Here is a 17,103-nt window from a genome sequence, read left to right as displayed (position 1 = left end):
CGGGGTTTCAGCGGGTTGCTACGACCGGATCAACGCGCAGCCAGAATGTCACCGGCCCGTCATTGATGAGCGACACCTTCATGTCGGCGCCGAACACGCCGGTGTCCACCTGGGCGTGGCGCGTGCGGGCCTGGCGCACGGCGTAATCGAACAGGCGCCGGCCATCTTCCGGTGCTGCCGCCGGCGTGAACGACGGCCGCGTGCCGGATTTGGTATCGGCCGCGAGCGTGAATTGCGGCACCAGGAGCAGGCCGCCATTGACGTCGGCCAGGCTGCGATTCATCTTGCCGGCCTCATCCGAAAAGACGCGGTAACCGAGCATTTTGGTCAGCAACAAATCGGCTTCGCGCTCGGTGTCACCCTTTTCGGCGCACAGCAATACCAAGAGGCCCGGACCGATGGCGCCGACGGTCGCACCGTCGACGCGCACTGCCGCTTCGCTCACGCGTTGCAGCAGGCCGATCATGCCAGCGTCACGCGCGCAAACTTGCGCTTGCCCACTTGCACGACGAGCGTGCCGGCAGCCACCTGCAAGGCTTTATCAGCCACGACGGCGCCGTCGATGCGCACGCCGCCCTGGTCGACCATGCGCATGGCTTCGGACGTCGATGCGCACAAGCCAGCTTGCTTGAGCAATTGCGCCACGCCCATCGGGGCGCCCGACAGCGACACTTCGGGCACGTCGTCGGGGATGCCGCCCTTGGAGCGGTTGACGAAGTCGGCCAGCGCATCGTCGGCCGCCTGGGCCGAGTGGAAGCGCGTCACGATTTCCTTGCCCAGCGCCACCTTGGCGTCGCGCGGGTTGGCGCCGCCGTCGATCGTCGCCTTCAATTGGGCAATGTCGTCCAGCGAGCGGAACGACAGCAAATTGAAGTACTTCCACATCATGTCGTCCGAAATGCTCATCAGCTTGCCGAACATGGTGTTCGGCGCTTCGGTGATGCCGATGTAGTTGTTTTTCGACTTGGACATCTTCTCGACGCCATCCAGGCCTTCGAGCAGCGGCATGGTCAGGATGCACTGCGGCTCCTGGCCGTAGTCCTTCTGCAGTTCGCGGCCAACCAGCAAGTTGAATTTCTGGTCCGTTCCACCCAGCTCAAGGTCGGACTTCAATGCGACCGAATCGTAGCCCTGCATCAGCGGATACAGGAACTCATGCACGGCGATCGGTGTCCCACTCTTGTAGCGCTTGGTGAAATCGTCGCGCTCCATCATGCGCGCTACTGTATAGCGTGACGCAAGCTGGATCATGCCGCGCGCGCCGAGCGGGTCGCACCACTCCGAGTTGTAGCGCATCTCGGTGCGGCTGGCGTCCAGCACCAGCGATGCCTGACGGAAGTACGTCATCGCGTTTTCTTCAACCTGCTCACGCGTCAGCGGCGGCCGGGTTGCGTTGCGCCCCGACGGGTCGCCAATCATCGACGTGAAGTCACCGATCAAAAAGATCACCTGGTGACCCAGATCTTGCAATTGACGCAACTTGTTCAGCACCACGGTGTGACCCAGATGCAAGTCTGGCGCCGTCGGGTCCAGACCCAGTTTGATGCGCAGCGGGGTGCCGGTTTGCTCCGACCGCGCCAGTTTTTGCGCAAAATCGGCCTCGACCAGCAACTCGTCGACACCCCTTTTTGCGATGGCGAGGGACTCGAGAACGCGGTCAGTCAGAGGAAGGCGCACAGGCGCATTTACCATGGAATTGCCGCCAGGAACTGCTGTTGAGGTCATAAATTCGTGTAGGAAATTGGCTAAAACGGTTGTAGGACCACATCTTTTGGTATAATTCACGATCCTGTTTTCGTTTCCCAAAGAAAACTTTGTTAAACGTCATGAACATGGCCCTTGAAAGTTCAGCCGCAAATTTTAACTGATTGCATGAACCCTATACAGAAAATTACCCGTCAGACACTGCTGCAGCTGGTGCCGAAGACCCGCAAAGCCCGCGTTTTGAGCGCCGGCGCCGTCTTCCTGAGCATGTGCGCCTTTGGCGCAGTAGGTGTCGCCCCGATCGCCAACGATCCTTCCGACCTGCCCGTGACCTCGGTCGCGACGAACCTGGAATTGCCAAATCTGGCAGCCCAGATCGCCGCACTGCAGCAAGACGAGCAGCAATTCATCCACGAAGAACGCATCCGCCGCGGCGATTCGCTCGGCTCGCTCTTCACCCGCCTTGGCATCGAAGATGCACAGGCACAGAAATTCGTTCGTTCCGACAAGCTGGCACGTCGCCTGCTGTCGCTCCAGACCGGCAAGCGTATCCAGGCCGAGACCGATGAAAATGGCCTGCTGCTGTCGATGCGCGCCACCGTCATCGATGGCAAGAACGGCAACGCACGCACGATCAGCGTCGAGCGCAAGGGCGAATCCTTCGTCGCCCTCGAAGCGCCGGCCAAGCTCGAGCGTCGCGTCGAAATGCGCTCGCGCGACATCGCGTCGTCGCTGTATGCAGCCACCGACTCCAACGTAGACGGCGGCAGCCTGCCCGATTCGATCGTCGGCCAGATCATCGAGATGTTCTCGACCGATATCGACTTCCGCACCGACGTCAAGCGCGGTGACCGCTTCAATGTGGTCTACGAGACCTTCTGGCTCGACGGCGAACAGGTCAAGACCGGCCGTATCCTGGCTGGCGAGTTCGTCAACCGCGGCGTGGCGTACCAGTCGGTCTGGTATGAAGATCCGATCACCAAACAGGGCGGTTACTACACCCTGGACGGCAAGGCACTCAAGAAAGCCTTCCTGAAGTCGCCACTCGAGTACTCGCGCATTTCGTCGGGCTTCTCGATGCGCGTGCACCCGCTGTCGGGCAAATGGAAAGCGCACAAGGGCGTCGATTACGCAGCATCGACCGGCACCCCGATCCGCGCCGTGGCGGATGCCACCGTCGACTTCGCCGGCAACGGCAATGGCTACGGCAATATGGTCGTGCTCAAGCACTGGTCGGCGTACAGCACCGCCTACGCGCACATGAGCCGCATCGCGCCAGGTCTGCGCAAGGGCGCCAAGATCAGCCAGGGCCAGGTCATCGGCTACGTCGGTTCGACCGGCTGGTCGACCGGCGCGCACCTGCACTACGAATTCCGTGTTGCAGGCGTGGCCAAGGATCCAAACCAGTACAAGTCGCTGGCACAGCAACCGCTGAGCCAGGCTGAACTAGGTCGTTTCCGCATGGCTGCAGCTGAGATGAATCACCGCTTCTCGCTGCTGGGTCCAAGCGGTTCGGCCATGGCCGCCCGCTAAGACAGCTTCACCCCTGTCCCGACGCCCTCCGCTGCATCTCGATGCCGGAGGGCGTTTTGCTTTGTATGGCCTGATTTTTTCATAACACCATGACCGAGACCCCTTCCCTTTTCATTGGCCTGATGTCAGGCACCAGCCTCGACGGCGTCGATGGCGTGCTGGCCGACTTTTCGCAAGACGCGATCCGCACGATCGCCGCCGCCTTTACACCCTTCCCTGCCGACCTGCGCGATGAGCTGATGGCGCTGCAGGCGGCCAGCCACAACGAACTTGAGCGCGAGGCGCTAGCCGCCAATGCACTGGCGCTGGCCTATGCCGACTGCGTGCGTGCGCTATTGCCGTCCAGCCCCGGCAAGGTTGCTGCCGTGGCCGTGCATGGCCAGACGATCCGCCATCGCCCCGAGCTGGGCTTTACGCGCCAGACCAACAATCCGGCGCTGCTGGCCGAACTCACCGGCCTGGACGTGATCGCCGACTTTCGCAGCCGCGACGTCGCTGCCGGTGGCCAGGGTGCGCCGCTGGTGCCGGCCTTTCATGCGGCCGCGTTCGGCGCTCCGGGTACCGCGCGCGTGGTCGTCAACATCGGTGGCATCGGCAATATCAGCGTGCTGCATGGCGACGGGGGCGTGACGGGCTTCGATACCGGTCCCGGCAATGTATTGATGGACCTGTGGGTCGCGCGCCACCAGGGCCGCGCCTACGACGAGGATGGCGCCTGGGCTGCGAGCGGGACCGTCCACCAGCCGTTGCTGGCAGCGTTGCTCGATGAGCCGTACTTCGGGCTGCCGGCGCCCAAGAGCACGGGGCGCGACCTGTTCCACGCCGCCTGGCTCGATGCCAGGCTGGCTGCTTTCCAGGATGTCGCCCCGGCCGACGTCCAGGCCACGCTCACGCGTCTGACGGCTGTGACGATCGCACGCGCCATCCGCGATGAGGGCATCGCGCCGGATGCGGTATATATATGCGGTGGCGGCGCCTATAACGGCGCGCTGCTGCGCGCTATCAGCGCCGAGCTCGATGGCGTGACAGTGGCGTCAACGGCCGAACTGGGCGTCGCCCCGAACCGGGTTGAAGCGTTGGCGTTCGCCTGGCTGGGTTGGCGCTTCACGCAGCGCGAGCCGGGCAATCTGCCAGCCGTCACGGGCGCACGCGGCTTGCGCGTTCTGGGCGCGCTGTACCCGGCGTGAACGCAAAAAGGCCCGCTCGAAGCGGGCCTTTTTCGATACTCCGGCAATTGCCGGGTCGTGCTGCGCTGCTTACGCCGAGAACGACGAACCGCAACCGCAGGTCGAGGTGGCGTTCGGATTCTTGATCACGAACTGCGCGCCTTCGAGGTCATCCTTGTAATCGATCTCGGCGCCGACCAGGTACTGGTAGCTCATCGAATCGATCAACAGCTGGACGCCTGCTTTTTCCATCGTCGTATCATCGTCATTGATGATCTCGTCGAAGGTGAAGCCATACTGGAAGCCCGAGCAGCCGCCGCCCTGCACGAAGACGCGCAGCTTGAGGTCGGGGTTGCCTTCTTCTTCGATCAGCTGGGCCACTTTCTGTGCCGCGCTGTCGGTGAAGTTGATTGGTACGGGAATCGTGTCGAAATCTACTACTTCGGCGACTGCGGTCATGGAATGCTCCTGGATAATCAAACTCCGCCCATTATAGACGGTTGGGGGAACTCATGCTGCCGACCCTCAGGGAAAGTCGGCCAGATGAGACACCAGTTGTCACTCAGACAGGGTACCGTCCCTTGATAATATCAAGAGGACATGATCCTTCTGCAAGCGCTGGTGCAGTAGCCTCGAATATGCGGCCAAGTGGCCGCAATTCAAGTCCGACAGGCACCAGCGACGCCTGTTACGGCAACAGCGCGATCTGCTTCAGCCCGGTCGCTTCATCCAGCCCGAACATCAGGTTCATGCACTGAACGGCCTGGCCCGACGCGCCCTTGACCAGGTTGTCCTGCACCACCAGGATCACGACCGTGTCGCCGCCATCCGGGCGATGCAGCGCCAGGCGCAGCACGTTCGAGCCACGGGTCGAGCGCGTCTCAGGGTGCGAGCCGAACGGCATCACATCGACGAACTCGCTGTCCTTGTATTCGTCTTCGAACAGGGCCTGCAGCGCCGCATCGTCGATCTCTTTCGTCAGGCGCGCATACAGCGTCGCGTGCATGCCGCGGATCATCGGCACCAGGTGCGGCGTGAAGATCAGGCCAACTTTCTGGTCGGTGAAGCGTGCCAGCTGGGCCGTGGTTTCCGGCGTGTGGCGGTGACCACTGACACCGTAGGCCTTGAAGTTGTCGCTCGACTCCGAGAACAACGTGGCGATCTCGGCCTTGCGGCCGGCGCCCGAGACGCCCGACTTGCAGTCGGCGATCAGGTTGCCCGCGTCGATGATACCGGCCTTGAGGAGCGGGTAGTAGCCAAGCTGCATCGTGGTCGGGTAGCAGCCAGGGTTGGCGATCAGGCGCGCGCCCTTGATGGCGTCGCGGTTCAGTTCCGCCAGGCCATACACGGCTTCTTCGAGCAGCTCGGGCGCCGTGTGGTCGATCTTGTACCATTTTTCGAACGTGGCCTGATCCTTCAGGCGGAAGTCGGCCGCCAGGTCGATTACTTTCACGCCCGCTGCCAGCAGCTCGGGCGCCTGCGCCATTGCCACGCCGTGCGGGGTGGCAAAGAACACGACGTCGCAGCTTTTCAGGTCGGCTTTATCAGGGCTCGAGAACGCCAGGTCGACGCGGCCGCGCAGCGACGGGAACATGTCGGCCACCGGCAGGCCGTCTTCCTTGCGCGACGTGATTGCCGTCAGTTGCACATCCGGGTGCACGGCCAACAGCCGCAGCAATTCCACGCCCGTGTATCCGGTGCCGCCAACGATGCCAACTTTGATCATGTTCTATTCCTCGATAATGGTAGAAAGGCCCTGATTTCAGGACGAAGGTGCATTTTAACAGCCTGGGAAATGCGGGGTGTACCGCTCTGTAAAGCAAAAAAGCCGCCCAACCTTGCGGTGGACGGCTTTTTCGGCACAGCGCCCGAAGGCACTGTGCAAAAGCGAATTAACGCTTCGAGAATTGCTTTGCGCGACGTGCTTTGCGCAGACCAACTTTTTTACGCTCGACTTCACGCGCATCGCGGGTGACGAAGCCAGCACGGGCCAGATCTGGCTTCAGTGCTGCGTCGTAGTCGATCAGAGCGCGGGTGATGCCGTGACGGACGGCGCCAGCCTGGCCCGACTCGCCGCCGCCGTGCACGTTGACCTTGATGTCAAAACGCTCGACGTTGCCGGTCAGTTCCAGCGGCTGGCGAATGACCATCAGGCCGGTTTCGCGCGAGAAGTATTCCGAAGCAGGCTTGCCGTTCACGATGATCAGGCCGGTGCCAGTTTTGATGAACACGCGAGCGACTGCACTCTTGCGACGGCCGGTGCCGTAGTTGTAGTTACCGATCATGTCAGTTCCTTAGAGGGTCAGTGCTTGTGGTTGCTGAGCAGCGTGTGGGTGCGAACCTTCCGCGTACACTTTCAGCTTCTTGATCATTGCGTAGCCGAGTGGGCCTTTAGGCAGCATGCCCTTGACCGCTTTCTCGAGTGCGCGACCTGGGAAACGCTGTTGCATTTTCAGGAAGTTCGTTTCGTAGATACCGCCCGGGTAGCCCGAGTGACGGTAGTACGTTTTTTCGGTGGCCTTGGTACCGGTCACACGCAGTTTGCCTGCATTGATCACAACGATGAAGTCACCGGTGTCGACGTGCGGGGTGAATTCCGGCTTGTGCTTGCCGCGCAGTCGGAGTGCCACTTCGCTGGCAACACGTCCGAGGACCAGGTCCGTCGCGTCAATGACAAACCAGTCGCGCTGGACTTCATGGCCCTTAGCGGAAAAAGTTTTCATGTTTATTCCAAAATAAAAAATTGCTCAAATGGTGGTTCCGCCCTGTACTTCAGCGGACTCGGCCTTGTTATCTTTTCCTGAGCAAACGGAAAGCCGACGATCATAACCTGCACGGGCACTGCCGTCAATCGCCATCTGGTGATTTTCAGGGGCCAGCGCGGCCACAATCCTGACCCGGTCCGCATGCCTTGATGCATAGTTGAAACAATGGGTTGACCATAGAAACAACGCGAACTTATCATCGTTGCAACCTGAGGAGATGTCGTGACGATATTCAAGATTTTGCCCACCCTGCTGGCGCTGCCGCTGCTGCTGGCTACGGGCAGCGCCAGCGCCGCCGCACCGGCCATGACGGACCGCAACTGCCACCTGCCCGGTGTGGTCGAGGCGCTGCGCTGCGTCAGCGTGACGGTGCCGCTCGACCATGCGAAGCCGCAGGGCCCAACGCTGGCGCTGCACGTGACCGTGGCGCCGGCGTTCCGCCAGGGCAGCCGCACCGATCCGCTGTTCGTGCTGGCCGGCGGCCCGGGCCAGGCGGGCAGCGATGTGCTGGTGCTGCTCAAGGCGGCGTTCGACCGCGTGCGCGCCACGCGCGACATCGTCTTCATCGACCAGCGCGGCACCGGCCGCTCGGGCAAACTCGGCTGCGTCAGCAAGCCCGAACACGAAACCATGGGCGACGCCGAACTGATGGCCGAACTGCGCGCCTGTATCGCGGCCAACAAGTCGCCTTTGAGTGCGTACACCACGCTGGCCGCCGCGCGCGATCTCGAACGCGTGCGCCTTGCGCTGGGCTACGGCCAGGTCAATCTGTGGGGCGGCTCGTACGGCACGCGCCTGGCGCAAACCTATGCCCGCGCCTATCCATCGAGCGTACGCGCCCTCGTGCTCGACGGCGTGGCCGCGCCCGACCAGGTGATCCCGGCCGGGGGCCGCGACTCGCAGACCGCGCTCGACGGCGTGTTTGCCGCCTGCGCCAAGGACGCCGCCTGCCACAAGGCGTACCCGAACCTGCGCGCCGAATTCGATCGCCTGGTCACCCGGCTCGAAGCGGGCGACCTGCGCCTGTCGCTGCCCAATCCGCGCACGGCCGAGCAGACCAGTTTCACGATGTCGTCCGACCGCTTCCTGGGCACCGTACACAACATCCTGTATGCGCCGGCCGATGCGCGGCGCCTGCCATTCCTGATCCATAACGCGAGCCAAGGGCGCTGGCAGCCGTTCATCGCGCGCCAGAACCTGGCCGGTGACTTCGGCAACGATGCGAGCATGTCGATGCTGCTGCACTTCGCCGTGGTGTGCGCCGAAGACGTACCCCGTTTCACGCCCGAGTTGATGAAGGCTGACGCCGCCGTACTGGCGCGGCCGCTGGCCGAGATGATGCCGAAGCTGTGCAGGGACGACATCAAGGTGCCGGCCGTGCCGTATGCAGAACCGACCCGCATCGACGCACCAGCCCTGCTGCTCTCGGGCGCGCTCGATCCGGTCACGCCGCCGCACCGCGCCGCGAGCGCCGCCCGGTCGATGGCGCACGCCCAGCAGATCGTGGTGGCCAATGCAGGCCATGGCGTCTCGCAACTGGGCTGCGCGCCGCGCCTGCTGCGCGCCTTCCTTGACCATCCGCAGGACAAGCTCGACGCGGCCTGCATGGCCGAGATCCCGGCGCCCACCTTCCAGCTCGGCAGCGCCGGGCCGCAACCATAGATTCGGACACGCCATGATCGAAGTTCACGATGTACGCAAGGCCTTCGGCGCCGTCCAGGCGCTGGGCGGCGTTTCCTTCACCGCGCGCGATGGCCAGATCACCGCGCTGCTCGGCCCCAACGGCGCCGGCAAGACCACCCTGCTGCGCACGCTCGTCGGCCTGCTCAAACGCGACCACGGCAGCATCCTGATCGGCGGCGTCGACCCCGAACAGGACCCGATGGCGGTGCGCCGCAATATCGGCTTTCTCACCGACCAGTTCGGGCTGTACGAGCGCCTGACCACCCGCGAATACCTGCATTATTTCGGCGAACTCAACGACATGCAGGCCCCGGCACTGCGCACGCGCATCGGCGAAGTGGCCGAGCTGCTGGGCATGGAAGACATCCTGGATCGCCGGGCCAAGGGCTTTTCGCAGGGCCAGCGCATCAAGGTCGCGCTGGCGCGCACGCTGCTGCACCGCCCGCGCCACCTGCTGCTCGATGAACCGAGCCGCGGCCTGGACGTGATGAGCACGCGCGCGCTGCGCACGGCCCTGAACGCGCTGCGCGAGGACGGCAGCTGCGTGATCATGGCTACCCACGTGATGCAGGAAGTGACGCACCTGTGCGACGACGTGATCGTCATCGCCAAGGGCCATACCGTGGCCCAGGGCTCGCCCGAAGAACTGTGCCGGCGCACCGGCATCACCAACCTGGAAGACGCCTTTGTCAGCCTGGTCGGCACCGAAGAAGGTATCGCATGAAGTCCAAGATCCGGATCGTGTTTTTGAAAGAGCTGCGCGAGATGCTGCGCGAGCGCCGCACGCTGGCGTTCCTGCTGGCCGCCTCGCTGATGTACCCGGCCATCATCGGCCTGCTGCTGAACCAGATGATCGAACGGAACACGCGCACCGAGCGTGAAGGCATCGAGATGGTCGTCATCGGCGGCGCGAAAGCGCCGACCCTGATGGCCCAGCTGCGCGAGCGCAGCGTGACCGTCACCGAGGCCGCGCCGATGAATGAAGACGCCATTGGGGACCTGCTGCGCGCCAAAAAGACCGTCGCCGTGCTGCGCGTGACGGACGACTACGTCGCCAACTACCAGGCCATGCGCCCGGCGCGCCTGGAGCTGTGGTTCGATTCGTCCACCGAGAGCGGCCCGCAGCGGCGCGACGTCGAAGACATCCTGCAGGCCTACAGCAGCAATATCGCCAGCGCGCGCCTGCTCGCGCACGGCGTCTCGCCCGCCACGCTCTCGCCCATCGAGCTGCAGCGCCATGACACGGGCACCAACGCCTCGCGCTCGGCGATGGTCATCGGCGGCATCATCGGTATCCTGTTTTTACCGGCGTTTTTCCTGAACCTGTCGGCGGCCGTCGACAGCACGGCGGGCGAACGCGAACGGCGCTCGCTCGAAGTGCTGATGGCGCAGCCGGCCCGCAGCTGGGAACTGGTGGTCGGCAAATGGCTGGCCGCGAGCGTGCCGTCGCTGCTGGGCGTGACGCTGATCCTGTGCGTCGCGCACGCCATCCTGCGCTGGCTGCCGCTCGAGGAAATCGGCATGTCGTGGAACCTGGGCTGGGGTGAGCTGATGCTCGTGTGCCTGGTCACGGTGCCGCTGTCGCTGCTCTCGAGCGCCCTGTTCATCGGCCTCGCGATGAACGCGAAGACCTTCAAGGAAGCCCAGACCACGGTCAGCTTCGTGACCATCCTGCCCGTGATTCCGGGCTTCGTGGTCTCGTTCATGGAACTCAAGACCGCGACCTGGATGTACCTGGTGCCGATGCTGTCGAACCAGACGCTGGTCAAGGAACTGGCCAAGACGGGCGACATCGGCCCGCTGCCGTTCGTGCTGACATTCTTGTGCGCGCTGATCCCGGCGCTGCTGGTGGTGGCGTTCGCGAGCTGGCGCATGAAGAGCGAGAAATACGTGCTGGGTGTGTGATCCCGCCGTACAATCGAAGCCCCTTTTCAAGAACACAGCACAGCGGAGCAGAACATGGATGTAAAAGTCAGCTGGAACGGCCCGTCGGGCATGAGCTTCCGGGCCCAGACGGGCAGCGGCCACATGGTGGCAATGGATGGCGCGCCGGAAGGCGGCGGCCACAATCTGGCGCCGCGCCCGATGGAGATGGTGTTGATCGGCACCGGCGGCTGCGCCGCGTATGACGTGGTGCTGATCCTCAAGCGCGGGCGCGAAGACGTGCGCGGGTGCGACGTGACGCTGCAGGCCGAGCGTGCCGAGACCGATCCGAAGGTCTTCACGAAGATTAACTTCCACTTCGTGGTCACGGGCCGCAACCTGAAACCGGCGGCGGTCGAACGCGCGGTGCAGCTATCGCATGACAAGTACTGCTCGGCGTCGGCCATGCTGGCCAAGACCGCCGAGATCACGCACTCGATCGAGATCGTCGAAGCTTAAAACGGGGCTTCAGATGCGGTAGGCGGCGGTGGTCATGACCTTGGCCATCGCCCGCATCGCCATCTTGACCGGCATCGGCAACGGGGCTGCGCCCATCGCCTGGGCCGCGTCGGCGTGCGCGATTTCATCGATGCGCATCTGATCGACGATCGCGCGCGATTTGGCGTCCTGCTGCGGCAGCAGTTCGAGGTGGCTGTTCAGGTGCGCCTCGACCTGGCGCTCGGTCTCCACCACGAAGCCCAGGCTGACCGGATCGCCGATCCGGGCCGCCACGGCGCCCATCACATAGGCGCCCGCATACCACAGCGGATTGAGTACGCTCGGTTGCGAACCCAGTTCATCCAGCCGCTGCGCGCACCAGGCCAGGTGGTCTTCTTCTTCCTGGCCGGCTTCTTCGAACTGCGCGCGCAGTTGCGGCGTGTGGGCAAAACTGGCCTGCGCATCGTACAGGGCCTGGGCGCACACTTCGCCGACATGGTTCACGCGCATCAGGCCTGCGCTGTGACGGCGATCGGTATCGGACAGTTCGCTGTCCATGGCGTGCGTGGCCGGGTTCGGGCGCGACATGGCGGTCACGCCGCCGACGACGCGCAAGGCCTTGTCGACGCCGACAATCAGGTGGTCCAGGGGGCTGATGAAACGATTTGCGGTCATGGCTGGCTCGGTAATCTAGTCGCTGAGGCCTTCATTATATGCCTTCGTTCTCGCGATCCACTCGACCAGCGGGCCTTCGGGCTCGATCCCCGAGATGTTCTTGGCCACGCCCAGGTTCAGTTCGAGCAGGTACGGCACCGACACGATCGGCACGCCGGGACAGTGGCGGGAAAACGCATCCAGAAAACGGCTTGATTCCACGGTGGGCATGACCTTCTCGCCGCTCATGAACTGCAGCACGCTGGTGATCGTGTGGCCCTTGCCCAGCGTGTGATAGATGAAGCGGTTGAATTCGCGGTCGACTGTCTTGAAGTCGATCTCGTCCTTGGTCATCAGGCCGGCCAGGTACACGAGGCCCAGGCCGACACGGAACCAGTCGGTCGATTCGGCCCGGCTGCGCCCTTCGCGCATCAGGGTCAAGAGTTTGTCTTGGGTGGCGGCATCCATGTTGCCATTATCCATAATTTGGGCAGGCCTGGGCCGCACACCCGTTGTGCAGGACAACAAATTTATAGAAAGAAACCCGGCATGCACCCTGTCACCGGATAATGCAGCCTGTGGCCCGCTTTGGCCCGTGCATCGCACCGTGCCTGTCCTGGCCGTGTCGATTGAATACAATGCCAGTGTGAAAAAAGAGTAGCTGCGATGTAAATACATCACTGCAGCCAGGAGTTGTCATGCAATTAAAGATCCGCAATTTGTCCAAGACCTACGCCAACGGCGTGGTCGCGCTCGACCGTGTCACGCTGAATATCCCTGCCGGGATGTTCGGGCTGCTCGGGCCGAATGGCGCGGGCAAATCGACACTGATGCGGATTCTCGCCACGCTGCAGGAATGCGACGCCGGCTCGGTGTTCCTCGACGATATCGATGTGCTGGACGAGAAAGACGCGGTGCGCCGCATGCTCGGCTACCTGCCGCAGGATTTTGGCGTCTACCCGAAGGTCACGGCGTACGACCTGCTCGACCATTTCGCGCAGCTCAAGGGCCTGTCGCACCGGACGCGCCGGCGCGAAGTCGTGGACGGCCTGCTGCAGCAAACCAATCTTTGGGACGTACGCGCGCAGCGCCTGGGCACCTTTTCGGGCGGCATGCGCCAGCGCTTCGGCATTGCCCAGGCCCTGCTGGGCGACCCGCGCCTGATCATCGTCGACGAACCCACGGCCGGCCTGGATCCGCAGGAACGCGTGCGCTTTCACAACCTGCTGTCGGACATCGGCGAAGAGCGCACCGTGCTGCTCTCGACCCACATCGTGTCCGACGTGGCCGACCTGTGCGCCAATATGGCGATCATCAACAAGGGCCAGGTGCTGCTGTGCGGCGAGCCGCAAGAACTCATCTACGGCATCGAAGACTTCATCTGGGCGCGCTTCGTCACCAAGGCCGAACTGCCGGCATTTCAGGCACGCCACAGCGTGATCTCGAGCCGCCTGCTCAGTGGCCGCACGCTGATCCACGTGTATGCCGAGGACGATCCGGGCGACGGCTTCGAGCCGGCCCGCGCGAGCCTGGACGACGTGTACTTCGCCACCATCGCCGGCCGTCATAATCCCGCCGCCGGGGATTGCTGACCGTGCGCGCACTGCTCGTCATTGCCCGTTTCGAGGCCAGGCAGCGCCTGCGGCTGCTGTCGACCTGGGTGTATTTTGGCGGCTTCCTGGCGCTCGGGATGCTGTGGATGGTGGCGTCGGGCGGCGCGTTTCGCGAGCTGTCGATCACGTTCGGCACCCGCATCGCGATCGATGGGCCGCGCCAGATCGCGCTGGCCACCGCGATGCTCGGCAGCCTCGGGGTCATTGTTGCCGCAGCCGTCATGGGGCGCGCGGTGCAGCAGGATTTCGAGCACGAGATGCACCACTTCTTTTTCAGCGCGCCGCTGCGCAAGGCCGACTACGTGTTCGGCCGCTTCCTGGGCGCGTATGCCACGCTGGCCGTGATCTTCGCCGGCATCGTGCTGGGCCTGTGGTTCGGCACCATGCTGCCCGGGATCGCGCCCGATCGCCTCGGCGGCGCGCCGCTGGCCGCCTGGCTCACGCCGTACCTGTTCACGCTCCTGCCCAACCTGTTCATCTTTGGCGCGATCTTCTTCGTGCTGGCCGCCCTCACCCGGCGCATGCTGCCGGTGTACGTGGCCAGCGTCATCATGACGCTCGGGTACACCATTGCCCCGTCGCTGGCGCGCGACCTCGATTTCAAGACGCTGGCCGCGCTGATCGACCCGTTCGGCACCACGGCCCTGATCCGCCTGACCGAATACTGGCCGCTGGCCGAGCGCAACGTGCGCCTGATCGCATTGACCGACGTGTACCTGGTCAACCGCGTGATCTGGGCCGGCTTCTCGCTGCTGGTGCTGCTGCTTGGCTACTGGCGCTTCCAGGCCGTCGGCGAGACCGAAGGCCAGACGCGCGCGCGCCGCAAGCTGGCGCCCGAACTGCCGTCCGGACTGCCCTCCGGGTTCACCCCGCCATTATCGCGCGCGGCACTCGACACCAGCACGCCCCCGGATTTCGCGGCCCGCAGCCTGGCCGTGCTGCTCGTCAAATCAAGCTGGGGCGAGCTGCGCGAATCGATCCGCAACGCGTACTTCGTGGCGCTGGCCACGGCCGGCGTGCTGGCACTGATCGGCAGCGCGCTTGACCTGGGCGCGGTATATGGCACGCCGACCTATCCCGTCACCTACATGATGCTGGAACTGATCCGCGATGTGACCGGCCTGTTCGTGATCATCACGACCATCTTCTATGCCGGTGAACTGGTCTGGCGCGAGCGCGAGATGCGCACCAGCCAGATTCTCGATGCGCTGCCGGTGCCAAGCGGGCTGCCGCTGGCCAGCAAGACGCTGGCGCTGGTCGGGCTGCAAGCCTGCCTGCTGCTCGTCGCCATGGTCACGGCCATGCTGATCCAGCTGTTCAAGGGGTACTTCCAGCTCGAACCGGGCCTGTACCTGCAGGCGCTGTTCTCGGTCATGCTGCCCCACTTCGCGCTGCTCGCGGTGCTGGCGATCGCCGTGCAAGTCATCGTCAACCACAAATACCTGGCCAACTTCGTCATGATCGGCTGGGTGCTGGCGGCGCTCGCCTTCAACGGTGCGGGCCTGGATCATCCGCTGGTGCTGTACGCGGTCTGGCCCGACCTCACTTATTCAGCGATAAACGGCTTTGGCCACTACCTGCTGCGCGAACGCTTCTACCTGCTGTACTGGGGCGGCGCGGCGCTGATGCTGCTGGGCGCGGCGCGCGCGCTGTGGCCGCGCGGCGTCGACAGCGGCTGGCGCGAGCGCCTGCACCTGGCGCGCCGCAGCTTGAGCATCCCGGTGCTGGCCACGATCGGCGCCGGCGCCGTCGTGTTCGCGAGCAGCGGCGCCTTCATCGCATGGGAAATGGCGCAGGGCGGCTACCTGAGCGCGCGCCAGACCGAACAGCTGCGCGCCGACTACGAACAACGCTACCACCGCACCGCCTTCCTGCCGCAGCCACGCATCACGGCCGTCAGGCTCGACACGGCCATCCATCCGGCCGCGCGCGCGCTGCAGGTCAAGGGCCGTTATCAGCTTGAAAACCGCAGTGGCAAGCCGGTGTCGGACGTGGTCCTGTACCAGCAGCGCGGCGCGCGCCTGAACGTGACGTTCACACAGCCGGCAACGCTGGCGGCCAGTGACCCCGAGCGCGGTTTCTATCGCTACCGCCTGGCCGCGCCGATGGCGCCGGGCGCACGCATGGCGCTGGACTTCACCGTCGACTACGCGCCGCGCGGCCTGCTGGGCCTGGGCAGCGAAACGCCGGTGGTGGCCAACGGCACCTTCTTTACGGATGACGTCATGCCGCGCATCGGCTACCAGCCGGCGGTGGAACTGCGCGACGAGCGCGATCGCCGCCGCTATGGCCTGGCCCCGCGCGCGCGCATGGCCGCGCGCGATGACCCGGCGGCGCGCGCCAACCACCTGCTGGGCGTGGACGCCGACTGGATCGACTTCGAGACCACCGTCAGCACCAGCGCCGACCAGATTGCGGTGGCGCCAGGCACGCTGGTGCGCGAATGGAGCCAGGACGGGCGGCGCTACTTCCGCTACAAGATGGACCGCCCGATGCTGAACAACTACGCCTTCCAGTCGGCGCGCTACGAAGTGCGCCACGAACGCTGGCAGGACGTAACGATCGACGTGTATTACCACCCGGGCCACGAAGCGAACGTGGAGCGCATGGTGCGCGGCGCCCAGGCGGGCCTCGACTACGGCGCGCGCAACTTCGGGCGCTATCCGCTGCGCGAACTGCGCATTGTCGAATTCCCCCGCTACAGCAGCATGGCCGTTGCCTACCCGGGCGTGATCCCGTTCTCGGAAAGCGCCGGCTTCATTGCGCGCATCGATCCCGGCTCGCCGAAAGACCTCGACTACCCGTTCTACATCAGCGCGCACGAGACGGCGCACCAGTGGTGGGGGCACCAGCTCATCGGCGCCAACACGCGCGGCAGCACGGTGCTCAGCGAAGGGGTGTCCGAGTACATGGCGCTGATGGTCATGCAGCGCGCCTACGGCGCGGGCAAGATGCGGCGCTTCCTGCGCTATGACCTCGACGGCTACCTGAGGGGCCGCGCGAACGAGCAGCGCAAGGAAGCGCCGCTGGCGCTCAACGAACAGCAGCCTTACATCCAGTACCAGAAGGGCGCGCTGGCGCTGTACCTGATGCAGGACATGCTGGGCGAGGATGTCGTCAACGGCGTGCTGCGCGGGCTGTTGGCGCAGCACGGCTACCAGGGCCCGCCCTACCCGACCGCGTCCAGCCTGATTGACGGCCTGCGCGCCGTGACGCCGCCCTCGAAGGCCTATCTGATCGACGACCTGTTCGAATCGATCGTGCTGTACGAGAACCGGGCCGACAGCGCCACGGCGCGCCGGCGCGCCGATGGCAGGTACGAGGTGACGATCCGCGCCAGCGCCGGCAAGATGCGCGCTACCGACCAGGGTGAAGAACAGCCGATGCCGCTACACGACTTCATCGAATTCGGTGTGGACGACAGCGACGGCAATCCCCTGGTGCGCGAACGGCGCCTCGTCAGCCGGGCCGAACAGCAGATTACGCTGGTGGTCGATGGCATCCCGGCGCGCGCCGGCATCGATCCCGATAACAAGCTGATCGATCGAAAACCGCGTGACAATATGCGTACAGTCGACAAGCCGTAGTTCTCGCGCTATGATCAAATCAAAATATGGGGGAGGA

General features: G+C 64.3%; 16 protein-coding genes. 8 read left to right on the top strand and 8 right to left on the bottom strand.

Annotated elements, in window-relative coordinates; all coding sequences use genetic code 11:
- Positions 1-7 precede the first annotated feature (7 nt).
- Both dtd and tyrS read right to left on the bottom strand, forming a co-directional pair.
- Positions 8-466: a D-aminoacyl-tRNA deacylase gene (gene dtd, locus AC1MGT_RS15205; protein ID WP_499500840.1), complete on the bottom strand. Its 459-nt coding sequence runs from the start codon at positions 464-466 to the stop codon at positions 8-10.
- The gene (gene tyrS, locus AC1MGT_RS15200; protein ID WP_499500839.1) at positions 463-1,692 is read right to left on the bottom strand and encodes a tyrosine--tRNA ligase; all 1,230 of its coding nucleotides are present in this window, start codon (positions 1,690-1,692) and stop codon (positions 463-465) included. Before tyrS ends, dtd begins: the two co-directional genes overlap by 4 nt.
- Positions 1,693-1,872: 180 nt before the next feature.
- On the opposite strand from tyrS, the gene AC1MGT_RS15195 reads away from it, so the two are divergent.
- Positions 1,873-3,237 carry a M23 family metallopeptidase gene (locus tag AC1MGT_RS15195; protein WP_499500838.1) on the top strand — a complete coding sequence of 455 codons (1,365 nt, stop codon included), beginning with the start codon at positions 1,873-1,875 and terminating at the stop codon, positions 3,235-3,237.
- A gap of 89 nt (positions 3,238-3,326) precedes the next feature.
- Positions 3,327-4,424, top strand: a complete 1,098-nt coding sequence (locus AC1MGT_RS15190; RefSeq protein WP_499500837.1) for an anhydro-N-acetylmuramic acid kinase — start codon at positions 3,327-3,329, stop codon at positions 4,422-4,424.
- A 69-nt stretch (positions 4,425-4,493) separates the two neighbouring features.
- Here the strand turns inward: AC1MGT_RS15190 and erpA are convergent, their stop codons facing one another.
- From erpA to rplM, 4 genes are all read right to left on the bottom strand, one after another.
- A complete protein-coding gene (gene erpA / locus AC1MGT_RS15185; protein ID WP_183556750.1) occupies positions 4,494-4,862 on the bottom strand; it encodes an iron-sulfur cluster insertion protein ErpA in 369 nt (122 codons plus the stop codon).
- Between the two features lie 229 nt (positions 4,863-5,091).
- Complete coding sequence (gene argC / locus AC1MGT_RS15180; RefSeq protein ID WP_183556748.1) at positions 5,092-6,129, bottom strand: N-acetyl-gamma-glutamyl-phosphate reductase; 1,038 nt, start codon at positions 6,127-6,129, stop codon at positions 5,092-5,094.
- 166 nt (positions 6,130-6,295) lie between these two features.
- Complete coding sequence (rpsI, locus tag AC1MGT_RS15175) at positions 6,296-6,688, bottom strand: 30S ribosomal protein S9 (protein ID WP_183556746.1); 393 nt, start codon at positions 6,686-6,688, stop codon at positions 6,296-6,298.
- A gap of 9 nt (positions 6,689-6,697) precedes the next feature.
- Entirely contained in the window at positions 6,698-7,126 is a 429-nt protein-coding gene (gene rplM, locus AC1MGT_RS15170) for a 50S ribosomal protein L13 (RefSeq protein ID WP_183556744.1), read from the bottom strand.
- A gap of 264 nt (positions 7,127-7,390) precedes the next feature.
- On the opposite strand from rplM, the gene AC1MGT_RS15165 reads away from it, so the two are divergent.
- Genes AC1MGT_RS15165 through AC1MGT_RS15150 form a run of 4 tightly spaced genes read left to right on the top strand, consistent with a single transcriptional unit; the run spans position 7,391 to position 11,233 of the window.
- A complete protein-coding gene (locus AC1MGT_RS15165; protein ID WP_499500836.1) occupies positions 7,391-8,830 on the top strand; it encodes an alpha/beta fold hydrolase in 1,440 nt (479 codons plus the stop codon).
- Positions 8,831-8,843: 13 nt separating this feature from the next.
- Positions 8,844-9,575 carry an ABC transporter ATP-binding protein gene (locus AC1MGT_RS15160; protein ID WP_258836675.1) on the top strand — a complete coding sequence of 244 codons (732 nt, stop codon included), beginning with the start codon at positions 8,844-8,846 and terminating at the stop codon, positions 9,573-9,575.
- The gene (locus AC1MGT_RS15155; RefSeq protein WP_499500835.1) at positions 9,572-10,756 is read left to right on the top strand and encodes an ABC transporter permease; all 1,185 of its coding nucleotides are present in this window, start codon (positions 9,572-9,574) and stop codon (positions 10,754-10,756) included. Before AC1MGT_RS15160 ends, AC1MGT_RS15155 begins: the two co-directional genes overlap by 4 nt.
- A 54-nt stretch (positions 10,757-10,810) precedes the next feature.
- Complete coding sequence (locus tag AC1MGT_RS15150; RefSeq protein WP_499500834.1) at positions 10,811-11,233, top strand: OsmC family protein; 423 nt, start codon at positions 10,811-10,813, stop codon at positions 11,231-11,233.
- A 9-nt stretch (positions 11,234-11,242) separates the two neighbouring features.
- Here the strand turns inward: AC1MGT_RS15150 and coq7 are convergent, their stop codons facing one another.
- The gene (gene coq7, locus AC1MGT_RS15145; RefSeq protein WP_499453189.1) at positions 11,243-11,887 is read right to left on the bottom strand and encodes a 2-polyprenyl-3-methyl-6-methoxy-1,4-benzoquinone monooxygenase; all 645 of its coding nucleotides are present in this window, start codon (positions 11,885-11,887) and stop codon (positions 11,243-11,245) included.
- Positions 11,888-11,902: 15 nt separating this feature from the next.
- Positions 11,903-12,334, bottom strand: a complete 432-nt coding sequence (locus AC1MGT_RS15140) for a hypothetical protein (protein WP_499500833.1) — start codon at positions 12,332-12,334, stop codon at positions 11,903-11,905.
- Positions 12,335-12,564: 230 nt separating this feature from the next.
- On the opposite strand from AC1MGT_RS15140, the gene AC1MGT_RS15135 reads away from it, so the two are divergent.
- Together AC1MGT_RS15135 and AC1MGT_RS15130 are read left to right on the top strand one after the other, a co-directional pair.
- Positions 12,565-13,458, top strand: a complete 894-nt coding sequence (locus AC1MGT_RS15135) for an ABC transporter ATP-binding protein (RefSeq protein ID WP_258836680.1) — start codon at positions 12,565-12,567, stop codon at positions 13,456-13,458.
- A 2-nt stretch (positions 13,459-13,460) separates the two neighbouring features.
- Complete coding sequence (locus AC1MGT_RS15130; RefSeq protein WP_499500832.1) at positions 13,461-17,066, top strand: ABC transporter permease/M1 family aminopeptidase; 3,606 nt, start codon at positions 13,461-13,463, stop codon at positions 17,064-17,066.
- Positions 17,067-17,103 lie beyond the last annotated feature (37 nt).

This window comes from Telluria sp. BA11 (genome assembly GCF_056680305.1).
The sequence above is the reverse complement of the archived record's forward strand: the minus strand, read 5'-3'. Positions and strand labels throughout refer to the sequence as shown.

Coding starts and splice junctions, on each gene's coding strand:
- dtd (WP_499500840.1), bottom strand. CDS start 466: ATGATCGGCCTGCTGCAACGCGTGAGCGAAGCGGCAGTGCGCGTCGAC.
- tyrS (WP_499500839.1), bottom strand. CDS start 1,692: ATGGTAAATGCGCCTGTGCGCCTTCCTCTGACTGACCGCGTTCTCGAG.
- AC1MGT_RS15195 (WP_499500838.1), top strand. CDS start 1,873: ATGAACCCTATACAGAAAATTACCCGTCAGACACTGCTGCAGCTGGTG.
- AC1MGT_RS15190 (WP_499500837.1), top strand. CDS start 3,327: ATGACCGAGACCCCTTCCCTTTTCATTGGCCTGATGTCAGGCACCAGC.
- erpA (WP_183556750.1), bottom strand. CDS start 4,862: ATGACCGCAGTCGCCGAAGTAGTAGATTTCGACACGATTCCCGTACCA.
- argC (WP_183556748.1), bottom strand. CDS start 6,129: ATGATCAAAGTTGGCATCGTTGGCGGCACCGGATACACGGGCGTGGAA.
- rpsI (WP_183556746.1), bottom strand. CDS start 6,688: ATGATCGGTAACTACAACTACGGCACCGGCCGTCGCAAGAGTGCAGTC.
- rplM (WP_183556744.1), bottom strand. CDS start 7,126: ATGAAAACTTTTTCCGCTAAGGGCCATGAAGTCCAGCGCGACTGGTTT.
- AC1MGT_RS15160 (WP_258836675.1), top strand. CDS start 8,844: ATGATCGAAGTTCACGATGTACGCAAGGCCTTCGGCGCCGTCCAGGCG.
- AC1MGT_RS15155 (WP_499500835.1), top strand. CDS start 9,572: ATGAAGTCCAAGATCCGGATCGTGTTTTTGAAAGAGCTGCGCGAGATG.
- AC1MGT_RS15150 (WP_499500834.1), top strand. CDS start 10,811: ATGGATGTAAAAGTCAGCTGGAACGGCCCGTCGGGCATGAGCTTCCGG.
- coq7 (WP_499453189.1), bottom strand. CDS start 11,887: ATGACCGCAAATCGTTTCATCAGCCCCCTGGACCACCTGATTGTCGGC.
- AC1MGT_RS15140 (WP_499500833.1), bottom strand. CDS start 12,334: ATGGATGCCGCCACCCAAGACAAACTCTTGACCCTGATGCGCGAAGGG.
- AC1MGT_RS15135 (WP_258836680.1), top strand. CDS start 12,565: ATGCAATTAAAGATCCGCAATTTGTCCAAGACCTACGCCAACGGCGTG.